13 protein-coding genes are annotated in these 18866 nt (G+C 43.2%); 7 read left to right on the top strand and 6 right to left on the bottom strand.

The features are described from left to right. Positions 1 to 644: 644 nt before the first annotated feature. The 3 genes from gcvP to F0249_RS18520 form a co-directional block, all read right to left on the bottom strand. The gene (gcvP, locus tag F0249_RS18530) at positions 645 to 3536 is read right to left on the bottom strand and encodes an aminomethyl-transferring glycine dehydrogenase (protein ID WP_017053431.1); all 2892 of its coding nucleotides are present in this window, start codon (positions 3534 to 3536) and stop codon (positions 645 to 647) included. Between the two features lie 175 nt (positions 3537 to 3711). Further along, positions 3712 to 4092, bottom strand: coding sequence for a glycine cleavage system protein GcvH (gene gcvH / locus F0249_RS18525; protein ID WP_113797783.1), 381 nt, complete (start codon positions 4090 to 4092; stop codon positions 3712 to 3714). A 62-nt stretch (positions 4093 to 4154) separates the two neighbouring features. Continuing rightward, positions 4155 to 5450, bottom strand: a complete 1296-nt coding sequence (locus tag F0249_RS18520) for a serine hydroxymethyltransferase (protein WP_017053429.1) — start codon at positions 5448 to 5450, stop codon at positions 4155 to 4157. 382 nt (positions 5451 to 5832) lie between these two features. Between F0249_RS18520 and F0249_RS18515 the strand changes: the two genes are divergently transcribed. Both F0249_RS18515 and gcvT read left to right on the top strand, forming a co-directional pair. After that, complete coding sequence (locus F0249_RS18515; RefSeq protein WP_171757447.1) at positions 5833 to 6456, top strand: helix-turn-helix domain-containing protein; 624 nt, start codon at positions 5833 to 5835, stop codon at positions 6454 to 6456. Positions 6457 to 6836: 380 nt separating this feature from the next. Further along, positions 6837 to 7970, top strand: a complete 1134-nt coding sequence (gene gcvT / locus F0249_RS18510) for a glycine cleavage system aminomethyltransferase GcvT (protein WP_171757446.1) — start codon at positions 6837 to 6839, stop codon at positions 7968 to 7970. A gap of 115 nt (positions 7971 to 8085) precedes the next feature. Here the strand turns inward: gcvT and norR are convergent, their stop codons facing one another. Beyond that, positions 8086 to 9678, bottom strand: a complete 1593-nt coding sequence (norR, locus tag F0249_RS18505; protein WP_171757445.1) for a nitric oxide reductase transcriptional regulator NorR — start codon at positions 9676 to 9678, stop codon at positions 8086 to 8088. 243 nt (positions 9679 to 9921) lie between these two features. Between norR and norV the strand changes: the two genes are divergently transcribed. Then, positions 9922 to 11448, top strand: a complete 1527-nt coding sequence (gene norV / locus F0249_RS18500) for an anaerobic nitric oxide reductase flavorubredoxin (RefSeq protein ID WP_171757444.1) — start codon at positions 9922 to 9924, stop codon at positions 11446 to 11448. Beyond that, positions 11448 to 12584: an NADH:flavorubredoxin reductase NorW gene (gene norW / locus F0249_RS18495; RefSeq protein WP_171757443.1), complete on the top strand. Its 1137-nt coding sequence runs from the start codon at positions 11448 to 11450 to the stop codon at positions 12582 to 12584. The genes norV and norW overlap by 1 nt, the downstream gene beginning before the upstream one ends. A 49-nt stretch (positions 12585 to 12633) precedes the next feature. Here the strand turns inward: norW and F0249_RS18490 are convergent, their stop codons facing one another. Continuing rightward, on the bottom strand, positions 12634 to 13509 hold the full coding sequence (locus tag F0249_RS18490; RefSeq protein ID WP_171757442.1) for a LysR substrate-binding domain-containing protein: 876 nt from the start codon (positions 13507 to 13509) through the stop codon (positions 12634 to 12636). 178 nt (positions 13510 to 13687) lie between these two features. Between F0249_RS18490 and hisC the strand changes: the two genes are divergently transcribed. From hisC to F0249_RS18475, 3 genes are all read left to right on the top strand, one after another. Continuing rightward, positions 13688 to 14758 (top strand): histidinol-phosphate transaminase, encoded by a 1071-nt coding sequence (hisC, locus tag F0249_RS18485; protein WP_171757441.1) that lies wholly within the window; start codon positions 13688 to 13690, stop codon positions 14756 to 14758. A gap of 44 nt (positions 14759 to 14802) precedes the next feature. Then, on the top strand, positions 14803 to 15576 hold the full coding sequence (locus F0249_RS18480; protein WP_171757440.1) for an ABC transporter substrate-binding protein: 774 nt from the start codon (positions 14803 to 14805) through the stop codon (positions 15574 to 15576). Between the two features lie 344 nt (positions 15577 to 15920). Further along, positions 15921 to 16862, top strand: coding sequence for a trypsin-like serine protease (locus F0249_RS18475; protein ID WP_253825346.1), 942 nt, complete (start codon positions 15921 to 15923; stop codon positions 16860 to 16862). 235 nt (positions 16863 to 17097) lie between these two features. On the opposite strand, the gene fruA is transcribed toward F0249_RS18475, so the two are convergent. Beyond that, the gene (fruA, locus tag F0249_RS18470) at positions 17098 to 18855 is read right to left on the bottom strand and encodes a PTS fructose transporter subunit IIBC (RefSeq protein ID WP_171757438.1); all 1758 of its coding nucleotides are present in this window, start codon (positions 18853 to 18855) and stop codon (positions 17098 to 17100) included. Positions 18856 to 18866: the final 11 nt, after the last annotated feature.

Below are 18866 nucleotides of genomic sequence, written 5' to 3'. Positions count from 1 at the left end.
GCGCTAAATAGTCTTCTTGTACGTTTTGTCATAATGTCACCTGTTAACTTATGAGGTGATGATATCACCTCTAACTAAGTGACCAAATTCAGCGTACCACTACACATGACGACGTTATAGATAAGCATATAAAAAGTTGTATGGCTACCAAAGCAGTAAAGCTACAATAAAATTGGCTTAGTAAGCTAAAATATACGTGCGTTAGAGGAGTTACTCTTGCGCGCGATTTCTATAAATCCTTCCGAGGTTTCATTGCGGTCATGAACGACCAGACCTAAAGCAACACAAAAAGTTATCCGTTTAATGCTAATTTAGCAAGATCACTGACAAGCTTCTGTCCAAACTTGTGCTAGACCGAATGGTCTGAAATTTGTGAACGATTTGAAATTTGTAAACAGTTAGGAATTTGTCATGCTCCAATCCACCGAGTTTTTTAATTTACAGTGAATACCTTTGGCACGAATGAGCCATAAAATTTAGACAAAGCTTGTTTCAAAGCCTTATTGGATGGGCTTATGGATTAGCGACTCGCAATAAAAAATCAGACAAACCGAAGTTTGTCTGATTTTTAAATACACCAAGCTCAGATCTCGCTCAAACTAGGCACTTTGTCTCAAATTAGAATACTCTGGGACACTTGTTTCTTAATCTTCGTAGTTGTCGATACTTGGGCAGCTACAAATTAAGTTACGGTCGCCATATACGTTATCGACGCGGTTCACGGTTGGCCAGTATTTCGCATCTTTTGCTGCATTTGACGGGAAGCAAGCCAGTTCGCGTGAGTATGGGTGATCCCACTCTACAGACATTAGATCCGCTTGAGTATGAGGTGCATTCACTAGAGGGTTATTGTCTAGTGGCCACTCGCCATTTTTCACTGCTGCCATCTCTTCACGAATCGCAATCATCGCTTCACAGAAACGGTTTAGCTCTTCTAAATCTTCCGATTCAGTTGGCTCAACCATCAAAGTACCCGCAACAGGGAACGACATAGTTGGCGCGTGGAAACCGTAATCCATTAGACGTTTTGCAATGTCTTCTTCGCTAATGCCTGTTTCTTCTTTAAGCGGACGAATATCGATAATGCATTCGTGAGCAACACGGCCGTTTGTGCCGCGGTAAAGAACAGGGTAGTGAGGACGTAAACGTTCCATCACGTAGTTAGCATTTAGAATCGCGACTTTCGTTGCGTCCGTTAGGCCCGGTTCACCCATCATTGCAATGTATGCCCAAGAGATAGGAAGAATAGAAGCACTGCCTAAATCGGCTGCAGATACGGCATAGTCACTGCCTTCAACGCCATTTTCGATATGACCAGGAAGGAAAGGAGCTAGGTGAGATTTAACACCGATTGGACCCATACCTGGGCCGCCGCCACCGTGTGGAATACAGAACGTTTTGTGTAAGTTAAGGTGCGAAACATCAGAGCCGATGAAGCCCGGGCTAGTTAGACCCACTTGAGCGTTCATGTTCGCGCCATCAAGGTAAACTTGGCCGCCAGCTTCGTGAACCATTTCACATACTTCTTTCACTTGTTCTTCGTACACACCGTGTGTAGAAGGGTAGGTGATCATGATGCTTGCAAGGTTGTCTCTGTGTTTTTCGATTTTAGCAGCCAAATCAGTCATGTCGATGTTGCCATCTTCATCACACTTAGTTACCACTACTTTCATTGAAACCATAGATGCCGTTGCAGGGTTCGTACCGTGTGCAGAGCTTGGAATCAAACATACATTACGATGACCTTCGCCACGGCTTGCGTGGTAACGTTGAATCGCGATTAAACCAGCGTATTCACCTGAAGCACCTGAGTTAGGTTGCAATGAGAAATCATCATAGCCTGTGATTTCACATAGCTTCTCTTTAAGATCTTTTGCGAGTGCTGTGTAACCTGCTGCCTGCTCTAATGGAGCGAATGGGTGGATTGAACCGAATTCAGGCCATGTTACCGGAATCATTTCCGCAGCGGCATTAAGCTTCATCGTACAACTGCCTAGTGGAATCATACCGTGAGTCAGCGAGAAGTCTTTGTTCTCAAGCTTTTTCAGGTAACGCATCATCTGTGTTTCACTATGGTGAGTGTTAAACACTGGGTGCGTTAGGTACTTAGATTCACGACGACAGCTTTGTGGAATCGCTGCAAATTCATTGTTTGAAATTTCAGTTGAAAGCGCATTGACGTCTTCATCTACACCGAAAATGGCAAACAAATCTTGGATATCAGCGGTTGTTGTTGTTTCATCGATACTTACGCCTAATTGATTCTCAAGTTTGCGTAGGTTGATATCTGCTTGTTGTGCTTTATTAAACAGTGAAGTCGTGTTGTCGCCACTGTTTGGCGTATTAGTGTTAATAGTGATGGTGTCGAAGAAGCTGTTGTGAGCCAGTTCGTATCCAGATTTTGTTAAACCTGCTGCTAGAATTGCTGTTAGGTGATGAGTGCGGCGAGCGATAGTGCGCAAGCCTTCAGCACCATGATAAACCGCATAGAATGAAGCCATGTTTGCCAGCAGAGCTTGAGCGGTACAGATGTTTGATGTCGCTTTCTCGCGGCGGATATGTTGCTCACGAGTTTGCATTGCCATACGCAGTGCTTGGTTGCCTTTTGTATCGATAGAAACACCGATAACACGACCTGGCATAGTACGTTTGTGTTTTTCACGAGTAGCCATGAATGCCGCGTGAGGGCCACCGTAACCCATAGGTACACCGAAGCGTTGAGCAGAACCGATAACGACATCCGCGCCCATTTCACCCGCCGGTTTTAGAAGAGCAGAAGCCAGAAGGTCTGTCGCAACCGTTACGACGATTTTGTTTGCTTGAGCGGCAGAGATGATGTCGGTTAAATCGCGAACTTCACCTGTGGTACCTGGGTATTGAACCAAGGCACCAAATACGTCTTGCTCTGCGAGTGTTTCAAGTGCGCCAACCATCACTTCAAAGCCGATGAACTCAGCGCGAGTTTTTACAACTTCTAGTGTTTGTGGGTGAACATCGTCTGCAACGAAGAAGACTTTGCTCTTACTTTTTCCTGCACGTTTACATAGCGTCATCGCTTCGCCTGCGGCTGTTGCTTCATCAAGCAGAGAGGCGTTTGCGATGTCCATACCTGTTAAATCCATTACCATTTGTTGGTAATTAAGCAGCGCTTCTAGGCGACCTTGAGATATTTCAGGTTGGTAAGGTGTGTACGCAGTGTACCAGCCTGGATTTTCCAGAACGTTACGCAGAATAACGTTAGGAGTAAATGTGTTGTAGTAACCTTGGCCAATGAAAGTGCGTTTGATTTGGTTTTGATTGGCAAACTGCTTCAATGTGACGAGCATGTCATATTCGCTTTGAGGCGCGGCAAGGGACATTGGTTTTTCTAGACGAATTTGAGCAGGAACTGTTTCATCGATAAGTGATTCAAGGCTAGTGGCGTTGATCATATCTAACATTTTTTGCTGATCTGATTTGTTCGGGCCGTTATGGCGGGCAACAAATTCGTTTTGAGTACCTAAGTCGGTAAGCAATTGGCTATGTGGCTGAGTCATGGCAATAATCTTCTCTTGGCTGGTCAAACAAATATTTCACACTCAATCTTTAGAAATGCGATTAAGAGAATGACTCTTAAACGTTCCTTGTATCTAAAGTATGCGTTCCTAAAATTAAGCTGCCCTTGAAAGAGCAGCTTTGATAGAGCGGTTACTCTTTAATATGTTGCGCTAATTAATCTTCTTCAATGCTAGCAAGGTACTCTTCTGCACCTTTTAGATTGTCTAGTTCAGATGCATCAGCAAGCTTCACTTTAACAATCCAACCACCTTCATAAGACTCTTCGTTGATTAGCTCTGGGCTGTCTTCAAGTTCTTCGTTGATTTCAACAATTTCACCAGTAACAGGTGCGTAGATGTCCGATGCCGCTTTTACAGATTCAACAAGTGAAAAGCTTTCACCTGCTTCAACTTCGTCACCTTCTTCTGGCAGGTCTACGAATACTACGTCACCTAGCATTTCTTGAGCGTGCTCTGAAATACCAATAGTTACAGTACCGTCACCGTTGTCTTTTACCCATTCGTGGCTTTCTGCAAACTTCAGTGTGTTGTCCATTGCTAATCTCCAAAAAAGTTATGTTCGGATTTATATCCAGTTAGTCATTAAATCTAAATGTATTAACGGTATAGAGGGAATCGGTTACAGAGCTCTTTCACTTGTTTGCGAACGCGCTGTTCTACTTCTGCGTTACCTTCAGGGTGTTCTACAAGCCCATCCAGAACGTCACCAATCCACTCTCCGATGAGTTTGAATTCTTCACTGCCGAAACCACGGCTAGTGCCAGCTGGTGTACCCAATCGGATGCCAGATGTAATCATAGGTTTTTCTGTATCGAATGGAATTCCATTTTTGTTACATGTGATCCCTGCACGTTCTAAAGCTTCTTCTGTCTTGTTGCCTTTTAGGCCTTTAGGGCGAAGGTCAACCAGCATTAGGTGTGTGTCAGTTCCGCCAGTCACGATGTCACAACCGCGAGTTTGCAACACTTCAGCAAGAACTTTTGCGTTCTCGATCACTGAATCGATATATGTGCTGAACTCAGGACCAAGGGCTTCACCAAATGCGACGGCTTTCGATGCGATAACGTGCATCAGTGGGCCACCTTGGAGGCCTGGGAATACGGCAGAATTAATCTTTTTATTGATGTCTTCGTGGTTAGTCAGAATCATACCGCCACGAGGGCCACGCAGTGTTTTGTGCGTTGTTGTTGTTACAACGTGAGCGTGTGGTAGTGGGCTAGGGTGTGCGCCTGTTGCGATAAGGCCAGCAATGTGTGCCATATCGACCATCAAAATTGCGCCTACTTCATCGGCAATTTCACGGAATTTAGCAAAATCGATAACGCGTGGAATAGCAGAGCCACCCGCAATGATCATCTTAGGTTGATGCTCTTTAGCCAGTTCAAGAACGGCATCGTAATCGATTTCTAATGTCTCTTTATCTACGCCGTATTGAACCGCGTTGAACCACTTACCAGAAAGAGCAGGGCGAGCACCATGAGTTAAGTGGCCGCCAGCATCCAGAGACATTCCTAAGATAGTGTCTCCAGGCGTGAGTAACGCAAGTTTTACTGCACCATTGGCTTGTGCGCCAGAGTGAGGTTGAACGTTTGCGTATTCACAATTAAAAAGTTTTTTCGCACGTTCGATAGCGATAGCTTCAACAGTATCTACATGTTCGCAACCACCGTAATAACGACGACCAGGATAACCTTCAGCATATTTGTTGGTTAAACATGTGCCTTGAGCTTGCATAACGGCTTTAGAAACAATGTTTTCTGAAGCGATTAATTCGATCTGTTCATTTTGGCGAGCATTTTCAGCTTGGATTCCCGCAAAAACAGCGTCGTCTGTAGCAGCAAGATTCGTTGAGAAAAAACTTTCTAAGCTGTGATTCTGATAAGTGTTATTCATTGTAGATGACCTTCCAAATTAGCTGATGAACTTGAATTATTGTTGTTCGTTCATCTGGTCTTTCGTATGTGTCTGCATTGGTTGTAACGTAAAGTGTAGGGCCATTGCAGTGCGAATATAGTGTCCCAAATGGGTAAAAATCAGCTTGGCGTAAATGTTAATAAGTCAATTTGTCCAAACTTGAAATAGCATCTCTTCATCTAACAAGTCGATAACATAACTTTCGTTGCGCCAATAATCAATCAAAAATTTCCTATAGGAAACAGAGTTTCTGTTTTTGCTACAGGGAGCACGCTTTATTTACCTGTATGCCCTTTAATCAATTAAGAGCTTCGTGCAACAATGATAATTAGACAGGAAGCACTAAAATATAGAGGGAAATATGTCGGAAGATATCTATGACGAGTACCCGTCCCTGACCTTGGCGAAGGAATCCCAAGATCAAAATATAGAACCATTAAAATTGGGACAACGAATTAAAGAGGTTCGTAGCAAGTTAGGTATAACGTTGGAAGAGGCAAGCCAACGTACAGGTTTAGCGCGTTCAACCTTGAGCAAAATTGAAAATGAACAGATTTCGCCTACGTTTCAGGCGATGCAAAAATTGGCTCTTGGTTTACAAATAGATATGCCTCAACTGTTTGAACCACCAAGGAAAAAGGTGGCGACAGGGCGTCGCGATATTACCAAGTCTGGTTTAGGTAAATCACACCCTACGCCGACATATGAACATGAACTGCTTGCGACGCAACTTTCTAATAAAAAAATGATGCCGTTCAAGAGTCGTATTCATGCCCGTTCGTTTGATGAATATGGGGACTGGGTTCGACACGATGGGGAAGAGTTCCTGCTTATTCTTTCTGGCAATGTGATGTTTTATTCTGAGTTTTATGAACCTGTCGAATTAAGTGAAGGGGACAGCGTTTATTACGACGCAAATATGGGGCATATGTTGATCTCTACGAGTGATGAAGATGCGCATATTTTGTGGGTAACAGCAAAGTAATTCGATAAAAGGTGAATTTTCTTATAGTGGATGCAACCGTTTGCCTTTGTCTGTATCTAGCTGAAATAGATACTGTTTTAATGCTTGGAAGTGATTTTATCTCGCTTTCAGGCTGAATTTTGAATGTAATAAAACTGTTAAATGTCACATTTTTAGCTGTTTTAATCTTGTTAAAGGTGTAAAAACAGTCATGCTTGTTTACTATAGTGAACATAGTTTACTTAAGAGAAACTTTTGATTGATGAGGCTGGCAAGCGTCAAACTCATTATTCATTTTTTCATCACTTGCTGATTAGGCTGCGCTCAAGAGAAGTTCGGCTTAGTTAAGATCACAAGCTACATACTCGAATTTGCTGGGTCTGGCTTAATGGAGAAATAAAATGACTCAAGAAAACGTTAATCAAGAAATGCTGAAAACCCCTTTACACGCTTTGCACGTAGAAGTTGGCGCGAAAATGGTGCCGTTTGCTGGCTATGATATGCCAGTGCAATACCCGCTTGGCGTGAAGAAAGAGCATTTACATTGTCGTGATGCTGCGGGTCTGTTTGATGTTTCTCATATGGGTCAACTTCGTCTCCATGGTGCGAACGCAGCAAAAATTCTTGAGTCTTTGGTTCCAGTGGACATTATTGATTTGCCATCAGGTAAGCAGCGTTACGCGTTCTTTACTAATGAGCAAGGCGGTATTATGGATGACTTGATGGTGGCTAACCTTGGCGATCACCTATTCGTTGTTGTTAATGCCGCGTGCAAAGCACAAGATATCGACCACCTGATTGCTCACCTTCCAACGGATGTTGAGCTTGAAGTGATTGACGATCGTGCGCTACTTGCGCTGCAAGGGCCAAAAGCCGAAGAAGTGCTTGCTCGTTTTCAACCAGCTGTCGCTGACATGCTGTTCATGGATGTGCAAAAATTAGACATTGATGGCGTGGAATGCATCGTGAGCCGCAGTGGTTACACGGGTGAAGATGGTTACGAAATTTCGGTTCCTAATGATCATGCAGATGCTCTCGCTCGTAAATTAACAGCGGAAACTGAAGTTGAATGGATTGGTCTGGGAGCGCGTGACTCTCTGCGTTTAGAGTGTGGTCTTTGCCTATACGGTCACGATTTAGATACGACTACCACACCTGTTGAAGCAAGCTTGCTTTGGGGTATTCAAAAGGTTCGTCGTACTGATGGCGAACGTGCTGGTGGTTTCCCTGGTGCCGATATTATTCTGGATCAGCTGATCACGAAAGATGTGAAGCGTAAGCGTGTTGGTCTGGTTGGTCAAACGAAAGCGCCTGTGCGTGAAGGCGCTGAACTATTTGATGCGGAAGGCAATCAAGTGGGTGTCGTAACCAGCGGAACGGCAGGGCCGAATGCGGGAAAACCTGTATCAATGGCTTATGTACGCACAGATTTAGCGGTGATTGGGACTGAAATTTTTGCCGACGTTCGTGGTAAAAAACTCCCAATGACAGTAGAAAAAATGCCATTCGTTCCACAACGTTACTACCGTGGCTAAAAGCTAAAAGCAGGGCATTCGCTTGTTAGAATTCGAAATGCTCTAAGCAACAAATAAAAAAGAACTCAGCGATGGCTGGGTTCTTTTTGTTTAGGGTAAACGTTTAGGCGCTGCGCTATTTCAATCCGAGTCGCTTCATTAATCGATGCAGGTTCCCGGGGTTAAGTCCAAGCTGTTTGGCTGTCGCACTGAGGTTTTGTTCGTTTTCTAAATAGGCGTGCTGAATAAACTGAGTTTGAAACTGCTCTGTCGCGCGTTTTAGCTCTAAGTCTTGTAAATGCTCGAAGTTGTGCAGGTTAGTAAGATCGTCGTCAGAGTGAGATTGCTGTCCATTGGCACTACTGGCATTTAGGTGAGTGTCAGTATCCAATAACCTGTCTGGTTCATTACTCATTTGAAAGTGATGGGGTTGCAGTGTGAGGTGAGCACTATTTGATTCTGCTCTTGCTAAAACCGCCGCGCGATTGATTGCATGTTCTAGCTCACGAACATTACCTAACCAGCGGCTTTGCAGTAAAAGCGCAAGTACTGGAGCGGAAAGGTTGATACTGGCAATATTCAGTTTATGTTGGCAGCGTTCTGCAAAAAATCCAGCAAGTAAAATGACATCTTTATCGCGTTTGCGAAGTGGTGGAACGAATATTGGAAAAACGCTTAAGCGGTGGTATAAATCGGCTCTGAACTGCCCTGTTTTTACCTCTTCATGCATGATCCGGTTGGTCGCCGCGACAATGCGAACATCAACTTTGATGTGGCTGTCATCACCGACACGCTGTATATCCCCGTATTGCAAAGCGCGAAGCAGTTTCGCTTGTAAGCCTAACGATAACTCACCAATTTCGTCGAGAAATAGCGTTCCCTTATTTGCCAGTTCGAACTTACCTTTTCGGTTACTGATCGCGCCAGTAAAGGCCCCTTTTATGTGTCCAAACAACTCACTTTCAGCAACAGATTCAGGCAGCGCAGCGCAATTTAAATAAACTAATGCTTCCTCGTTTCGTTGTGATTGAGCATGAATGGCCTGAGCCACCAGTTCTTTACCAACGCCCGTTTCACCCATAACAAGAACGGAGAGGTCAGTATTCGCGACAGCGCTGATTTGATTTTTAAGCTCAATCATAGCCTCTGACTGACCAATGATCTCTTGCTGCGTTGCACGTGTATGGGCTTGGGACATGTCACTGTGGTTGACGCCAGCGTTGCGTTCCAGTCTTTCCATCAATAGAGCGGTATGAAGGCTACTTGCAGCAAGCGCACTGATCAGTCGTAGTTCATGGTCGGAGAAACGGCTGAACTGCATAGGATCAAAAGCATCAATGGTGACCGCGCCAATAAGTCGGTCTTCTTGTAATAAAGGTAAGCCGATACATGCATGTACCTTTAACTCGTCCTCATGATTTGGAATGAGGCCGTCGTAAGGATCAGGGAGGTCACTGTCAGAAGGAAATCGAACAACATCACCCGCTCTTGCAATGGCTTCTAAACGCGGATGCTGCTCAATATCGAATCGACGCCCCATTACATCATCACTTAAGCCATTAGTTGCGAGTGGAGTGAAGTGCTGATCTTGATAGATCAACAGTGCGGACGCATCGCACTTCAACATATTTCGAACCGTTGCTAATAGTCGAACAAAACGATCTTGTTCCGAAATTCCAGACGTAATGTCTAACGCCACTTGAATCCACTCTTGCTTATATTTATCCATTTCAGTCGCCTTGTTTTGCTTACCGTTCACTATAACAAACATGGGGAATAAGAGAGAGTGAATTGTTTGTCAAAATAACAATAATTGTCATTTATACAAATTATACTTTGTTATCAAAATGACAATTCAAAATGTTATTTTAAGGTAATTCGATTAAAATCAATAAGATAAAAACTTGGCACGGCAGGTGCAATAAGGAGTTCAGATTCAACATTTATTATTAAACTGTTTATAGGTAAAGCCATGACAATTCATGTAAAAAACAATATTCACTGGGTCGGTCAACGTGATTGGGAAGTTCAAGATTTCCACGGAACAGAATATAAAATGACCAAGGGTACCAGCTATAACAGTTATCTCATTCGTGAAGAAAAAACCGTATTGATTGATACGGTTGACCATCGATTCAGCCATCAGTTTATTCAAAATTTAGAGATGGAAATCGACCTTAAAAGCATCGACTACATTGTCATGAATCATGCAGAAGAAGATCACTCAGGTGCGTTATCGGCACTGATGGAAAAAATACCCAACACGCCTATCTACTGTACAGAAGCGGCGATTGATTCGATTGTTGGACACCATCATCATCCTGAATGGAACTTTAAAACCGTCAAAACCGGCGATAGCTTGGATATTGGTAACGGTAAGCAACTGGTGTTTGTTGAAGCGCCGATGCTGCATTGGCCAGATAGCATGATGACTTACATCACGGGTGACGCCGTATTATTCAGTAACGATGCGTTTGGTCAGCACTACTGCGATGAGCACTTGTTCAATGATGAAGTGGATCAAAATGAGTTGATGGATCAATGCTTGCGTTATTACTCTAATATCCTTACGCCTTTTAGCAGTTTAGTGATTGCAAAAATCAAAGAGGTGCTGAGCTTTAACTTACCGGTCGACATGATTGCAACGTCTCACGGCATTGTTTGGCGCGATAATCCGATTCAAATTATCGAGAAATATTTAGAGTGGGCAGACAACTATCAAGAAGATCGAATCACGATTTTTTATGACTCAATGTCGAACAATACTCGAATGATGGCTGATGCAATTGCACAAGGTATTCATGATGTGGATCCAAGTGTTGCAGTGAAAGTCTTTAATGTTTCACGCCAAGATAAGAATGAAATTCTTGCCAATGTATTCCGCTCTAAAGGCGTGCTGGTCGGCTCTTCTACGATGAATAACGTAATGATGCCAAAAGTGGCGGGTATGCTAGAAGAGATCACAGGTCTGAGATTTAAAGAGAAGAAAGCCGCTGCATTTGGTAGCTATGGTTGGAATGGCGGGGCGGTTGATCGTATCCATGCTCGCTTAACTGATGCTGGTTTTGAAACCGCGATTAGCTTAAAAACGAAGTGGCGACCAGATGGTAAAGCGATGCGAATTTGCCGTGAACATGGACAACAAATCGCCAAACAGTGGGCATTACATGATTTAGCCGCCGTTCCATTGAATGCTGAAACCAAATCCAATTCTGGTTTAGTTGCCGCAGAGCTACCTGCATCGAATAAGACCGTCAATACAAGCGTTGAAAACACAGTTGAGCATATTGACCCGAAATCTAACGATGCACACGGTGATGACTGCCAATGCATGATTTGTACGGTGTGTAACTGGGTATATGACCCAGCCATTGGCGAAGTGAATCAGGGTGTTGAGCCAGGAACCGCGTGGGATGCCGTCCCAGATTACTTCCTTTGCCCTGAGTGTAATTTAGGCAAAGATGTCTTTGTTCCTCACCAACGTTCCGAGGTCGCATAATGACAGCTCCGATAACCATTATTGGCAGTGGTTTTGCTGCTTATCAACTGGTGAAGTCGATCCGTCGCCAAGATAATAGTGTCTCAATTCGCGTGATCACTGCCGATGATGGACATGATTATAATAAGCCGGATTTAAGCCATGTATTTTCTAAACAGCAGCAAGTTAGTGATGTTATCACATTGAAATCGGAAGCGTTCGCACAGCAGTATAATGTTGAGCTTCTAACCAATCATCAGGTGACATCTGTTGATGCTGAAGCGCAAACTGTGACTTCCAATGAGATAAAATACAGTTATTCGTCGCTGGTTTTCGCGACGGGAGCAACACCATTTGTCCCTCCTTTTGCAGGAAGCGCCAATAACCGGATCATGACGTTGAATAGCTTGAAGGAATTTGAGCGCTACCAAGCAGACATAACAACCTCTAAGCATATGCTGTTAATTGGTGGCGGCTTGATTGGAGTTGAATTAGCACTAGATTTGGTGAATTCAGGTAAAAAAGTGACTTTGGTCGAACCAAATACGACCTTAATGCAAAACCTGTTACCTGAGTATGTTGCGGACAAATTGACTCAAGCATTAAAGCGCAATCAAGTGGTTGTTCATACAGAAGTCACGGTTACTGAACTTAATGAACGCGAAGAAATAATCACAGCGCAGCTTAGTGATGGCGGTGAGATTAAAGCTGACAGTGTGATGGTTTGTGCTGGCTTAACACCCAACGTTGCCTTGGCTGACAAAAGTGGAATAGCCGTAAATCGTGGGATCTGTGTCAATTCGCAGTTACAAACCTCTCAGCCGAACATTTATGCATTAGGTGATTGTGCTGAGCTTGATGGTCAGGTTAGGGCGTATTTACAGCCGACATTGATGAGTGCAACGGCGCTAGCGAAAACATTGCTTGGTAGTCCTAGTGCTGTGAATTTACCGTCGATGATGATTAAAGTGAAAACGCCGAGTTATCCCATTCAAGTTGCAGGTATTACCGATAGTAAACAAGTCACCCGCTGGAATATGGACATTGATGCTACGGGGATCATCGCAAAAGCCTTTGATGAAAAGGAAACGCTAATAGGTTTTGTTGTGACTGAACAGAAGGTAACACAAGCCTTTACCCTATTAAGAGCTTTATAAGATAAAAGACGGCATCATAACGAGTGAGTTATGGTGCCACTTTCGCCCTCTATTTCAGCAGCCAATCCACCAACATTGACAGTGAATGATTCTGTCTGTTTTTTGGTTGAATGAGAAAATACCCATTTCCCGACAACACCGTTTGTGGATGAGGTGAAATGACTCTTCCCAGTAATAAATCTTGCTCCGCTAAAGTGATATCACCTACTGCTATTCCAAACCCTTGAACTGCTGCATTCATTGCTTGATCTAGCGTCGCAAAGTGTTGGTTCTGCTTACTCTGTAAATTAGCTTTGCCGACATGGTTCAACCAGATTGCCCAGTCACTTTGAGCTGAATTGGCGTGCAACCAAGTAAATTGAGTGAAATCTTCTGGGGTGAGCGCTTTCTTCTGCTCAATCTCTGTCATTAGTTCAGATCGGCAGATCGGCGTGAGTTTTTCTTCGAATAATAGATCACTCTGTAGTGCTTTTTGTTTAGGAGGTTGACCAAAAACGATCACAGCATCGAAAGGATCGAAATTAGGTTCAAAGCGATGTTTGATGGTCGATGTCAACTCAACATCAATGTCCGGAAAGGCTTGTTGAAAGCTCATTAGTCTTGGAAGTAGCCATGACGTAATGCAGCTAGGAGCATTCAATTTAATGTGATCTGGGGAGGATGTGACTTGAGAGAGTGCACTTTTGAGCTGTGAGATGGTTTCTTCAATTAACGGAACAAGCTCAACCCCCTTAGGTGTGAGGGATAGCCCTCTTGCATGACGATAAAAAAGATCAATGCCTACATGCTGCTCCAAACTTTGAATCTGCCGACTAATTGCGCCTTGTGTTAAATTCATCTCCTTGGCGGCATGAGTCAAGTTGAGGTGATGAGCGGCCGCAAGAAAAGATTGCAGTGTTTTCGTCGAGGGAAGTGGTTTATTCATAAGTTAGCCATCAAAAAAATGCATGGCTAGTATGCGTTTTTTTCGATTCAAATATCAATGTCTATTTGTTTGAATAGCGTGATGGAAACGTTAGTGTGCATTTTTAGTAAGTAATAAGCCGTTTTATTGAGTGAAAAATCTCAATAAATGATTAAATATTTATGTAGAGGGATTTATATTGTCGTCATTAGCATCTTGCTTAGTACCGGAGGCGGTAAAAAAATTAATACCTTATCAATCTGCTAGACGTATTGGTGGCGCTGGCCGTATTTGGTTGAACGCTAATGAACTTGAGACACCAGTACAGTATGGTTCGTCAGTGCAAGCTTACAATCGCTATCCTGATTTTCTTCCTCATGATATTGCTGCTGCCTACCAATCATATTGTCAGATAGATAGCCCTACGGTGGCTGTTCGAGGTGCGGATGAAGCCATTGATTTACTGATCCGAACTTTTTGTCAGCCCGGAAGAGACAGAGTTTTGATCTGCCCGCCGACTTACGCGATGTATGAGTTCTGTGCTGATGCATTAGCGATAGAGACGATTCAAGTTCCTCTACTTGATAGCTTCAATTTAAACGTAGAAGCCGTGATTGAGCAATCACATAACGCCAACCTTGTATTTTTGTGTTCACCGAATAACCCAACAGGTAACGTGATCCCGAAAGAAGAGATCATTCGAGTACTCGACGCGACTCAACAGCATGCGATTGTCGTGGTAGATGAGGCGTACATCGAGTTTGAAATGAAAACCAGCGTGGTTTCTCTTATCGAACAGTATCCAAATCTTGTGGTTATTCGAACGTTATCAAAAGCGTTTGGTCTTGCGGCGGTGCGCTGTGGGTTCATTCTCGCGGATAAAAGCGTCATGGAATATGTGGCAAAGCTTATCCCACCGTACCCCATGCCAGATTGTGTAGCCGAAATCGTCTTGCAAGCGTTATCTCAGGAAGGTTTAGAAACCATTGCAACTTCAACGAATGAATTGATTGATGTTAAAACGTGGTTTATTAAAGAACTCGAACAGTTTGAATGTATAGAGAAGATATACCCTTCTGCAACGAACTTTGTATTGCTTCGAGTTTCAGAATCATTTGATTTATTTAACCTCTTGTTAAGCAATGGCATTGTGACCCGAAATCAAGGGCATGAACCCGCACTTAGGAACTGTATTCGTATCACTATAGGCACCAAAGAAAGCATGGCCGAAGTGCTCAAGGTACTACAAAATCACGTCAGTAATCAGTAATCAGTAATCAGTAGATAGAATAGTCATTATAAAAGGAATTTCTAATGAAAAAACTTGCTCTAGGTCTTACATGCGCAGCGGCAATACTCTGTTCAGCAGTTCAAGCAAAAGAGATACGCTTAGCATCCGACTTTACTTACCCACCTTTTAATTACAAAAACAGCGAAGGTACGCCAGTCGGATTTGATATCGAAATTGCTGATGCTTTGTGTTCAGAAGCAAAGCTTGAGTGTGTCTGGGTATCTCAAAGTTGGGATGCATTGATTCCAAGTTTATTGGCTCGTAAATCGGACGTGATTATGGCGTCGATGCGCATCACCGATGAACGTAAACGCAAAGTATTGTTTACGGATAAATATTACCAAACCCCTGCTCGTTTTGTGGCCAGTTCAGCGGAGTCGTTCTCAATTGATTCGCAAGGTTTGACAGGAAAAACCATCGGTGTTCAGCAAGGTACTATTCATGATCGTTATGTGACTGATAAATTTGATGATGTTGCAAAAATTAAGCGTTATACAGGACAAGATGAAGTGTATTTAGATCTTGCAAGTGGACGCTTGGATGCAACATTTGGCAATTCCGATCAATTAGCTCTCGCTTTTTTAGAGAAAGAGCAGGGAAAAGGGTTTGAATTTAAAGGGAAAGCGGTCAATGATAAAGCTTACATCGGGGAAGGAACCGCTTTAGCGTTAAGGCTTAAAGATAAAGCGCTGGCTGAAAAATTTAACAACGCAATTATGAAGATTCGAGCCAATGGTACCTACGATAAAATCGCCAATAAATATTTCACTTTTGATATTTATGGTGCTGACTTGTAAATCATCGTTTGCTGTATGGTAAGTGGTAAAGGAAACCAATCTCAGCGGGATTGGTTTTTTGCTTTTTATGGGGCTAATCTTTAACTGCGATTGAATTTTTGATAGAGATTAGTGTGAACTATAACCTATTGATTAATTAGACATTAACGAATTTTCGATAATTGGTTCATTTAAAAATACTTATATTGCGCATAATATGTGCTCCGCCTCGAAAATCCTGATGATTTTGTAAAATCGATTCATATCATTTATGTAAAAAGGTACTATCGTTTCAGACAATAAGAAGGAATGATGAAATGAAACAATGGACACTTCTCGCTTTAGCGTGTTGTTCGGCAGTCAGTATGGCGGATGTAGAAGTACAACCATATATCGTTAACGGAACGTCTGCGTCGGTAGATACATTTCCATCAATGGCGAGTTTGTTTATTGATGCAACTGATTTTGGAGGAGGGTACTCTTCCGGTAGTTATTGTGGTGCTACGATATTATCTGACCGATATATTTTAACAGCTGCACACTGTATTTATGGTAGTGAATTAGCGCAACTCTTTACGGTTGTGGTGCCTCAGTTGCAAAACGAGAACGACTTCCCATTAGGCAATATCCAAAGCGCACGTGTTAGTGAAGTTTTTTATCGTTCAGACTATCAACCTGGGGCTGAAAATTTATGGCGTAATGACATTGCGATATTAAAGTTAGACTCTGCGCTGAATATTGACTCGATTAATGGAATAGCTAATTTTGCGGATAATGAAAATTACCGCACTGTAGCAAATTCGTTTGTGGCTGTTGGGCATGGAAATACCAAGACTGGTGTTGATAGTAGTAAGAATTTATTGAAAACAGAATTGAAATACGTAGTTAATTCAACCTGTGCAAACGTATCTCTTGTGGGCCCATCATTAACGGAAAAACAAATCTGTTTCGATGGCGAGTTTAGTGCTTTGACTGGCCTTTCTAATGCAACTTGCCAAGGCGATTCTGGTGGGCCAGTGTATTGGAATGATGGAGGCACTTATAAACAAGTGGGTTTAACCAGTTTCGGGCCAACAACTTGTGGCGATCCAACTGCGAATGTTACGTCAGTATTTACTGAAATCACCGATTATAAAGGTTGGATCAATAGTGTCGTTAGCGGCAATGAGACTCCAAAATTTGTCGCGACTGATGCAAAACGTCAAGCCTTCTTTGATTCAAGCTCTGGTGGCGGTGGTGGGAGCTTACCTCTATGGAGTGTGTTCGCACTTGGCTTCATTGGACTGTTTAGAAAACAACAACGATAAATATATCGACCTTAATCAAATTGGTCTGAAATAACATTTAAAGCCTGCTGCATTATTGCCGCAGGCTTTTTTGTTGCTTGTGAGTTTGAGTTTTAAAAACTTTAAAGCTAGGAAGACATTGATACAGCCTTATTTATAGCTGGCTCATTTATAGAGCTAGAGATAAAAAAACACCTCCACAATTCGGGAGGTGTTAATGCCTACGGGGGAGGGCATAATCGGTTTGAAATTTGCGTTATGCCGCGGCGACAGACTTCTCTTTACTGTCAGCTCTGCTTTTTAGGAATGCGTAACCAAACCCTGTTACGGCTGTACCTGCTGCAATGGCCACTAAATACATCAGAACTGGTGAAATTGCGCCTGGAATTAGTAGGACGAACAACCCGCCATGTGGAGCCATTAATTGTGCGCCAAATAACATAGACAGAGCACCTGTTAACGCACCGCCAGCCATGCATGCAGGAATGACGCGCATTGGGTCTTTGGCTGCAAATGGAATCGCACCTTCAGAGATGAAACATAAACCAAGCACGAAAGAGGCTTTTCCTGCTTCACGTTCACCGGCTTCAAATTTCTCTTTTACAAGGAATGTCGCAAGGCCCATACCTAATGCTGGAACCATACCTGCCGCCATAATCGCTGCCATTGGTGCATAAGTTTGTGAAGCCAATAAGCCAACACCAAACGTATAAGCCGCTTTATTGACTGGACCACCAAGGTCGAAACACATCATGGCACCAAGAATAATGCCGAGTAGAACCGCGTTTGATGTTCCCATGTTATTGAGGAAGTCCGTCATAGCAGACATGATGCTTGATACTGGGCCACCGACGATGTAAATCATCACAAGGCCAGTGAACAAACTCGCAATAAACGGAATGATAAGAATAGGTTTAAGCGCTTCCATTGATTGTGGAAGAGAGACTTTATCGGCTATGAACTTCGCTGAATAACCTGCGATAAAACCGGCTGCGATGCCACCTAAGAAGCCCGCACCAGTTGAGCTTGCTAACATGCCACCAATTAAACCCGGAGCTAAACCTGGGCGATCTGCAATGGAGAACGCAATAAAACCAGCCAATACCGGAATCATCAGAGCAAAGGCAGAACCGCCACCGATGGTCATAAGTGCTGCGGCCAACGTCCCTTCTTCTTTAAAGGCTTCGATACCAAAAATGAATGAAAGCGCGATAATCAAACCACCAGCTACCACAACAGGAAGCATGTGTGAAACACCAGTCATTAAGTGTTTGTATATCCCTTTCTTTTCATCATTTTGTGAACTATCAGATGATTTGCCGCTATGGGTGTAAGTGGTCGCTTCAGCCAATGCCTTTGTGATCTCTTGCTCGGTCTTTTTCAGAGCAAGCCCAGTACTTGTACGGTACAAAAGTTTACCGTTAAAGCGATCAAGAGGTACTTCAATATCGGCGGCGATAATCACTAGATCGGCGTCTGCAATATCTTGATCAGTCAGTTGGTTTTTAGCGCCAACCGAACCACGGGTTTCGACTTTGACATGATGGCCTAAGCGTGTCCCTTCATTTTCTAATGCTTCTGCTGCCATGAATGTGTGGGCAACACCTGTTGGGCATGCTGTGATTGCGACAATTTTCTTTTGGTTGCTATTCAGTGCAGTTTCAGATTCAACAGATGTAGATGTCGGCAGAGTAGTGGCTTCGGTTAATACTTCGGCTTGATTGATGGCATTTTGCAAAAAAGATTTTGGATCTGAAGTGCATTGAGAAATCTCAGCTTGATAAACTTTCTTACCAACAAAGCGAGAGGTATCTACAGGTGTGTTAGCCGCGATAACCACAACATCAGCCGTGGCGATTTGGTTGTCGGTTAGCGCTTCTGTAGGCATAACAGTGGATTGACACTCGACTGTTGGGTTCCAGTTCAGTGCTTTAGCCGCCTGTTCTAATAAGCCAGCGGCAATAATGCTGTTTGCTACGCCGCTCGGACAAGCGGTAATAATAGAAATATTCATAATGTTGACCT

This window comes from Vibrio sp. 03-59-1 (genome assembly GCF_013114135.1).
In the GTDB taxonomy this organism is placed as follows: domain Bacteria; phylum Pseudomonadota; class Gammaproteobacteria; order Enterobacterales; family Vibrionaceae; genus Vibrio; species Vibrio cortegadensis.
This window is presented reverse-complemented; position numbering and strand designations above follow the sequence as displayed.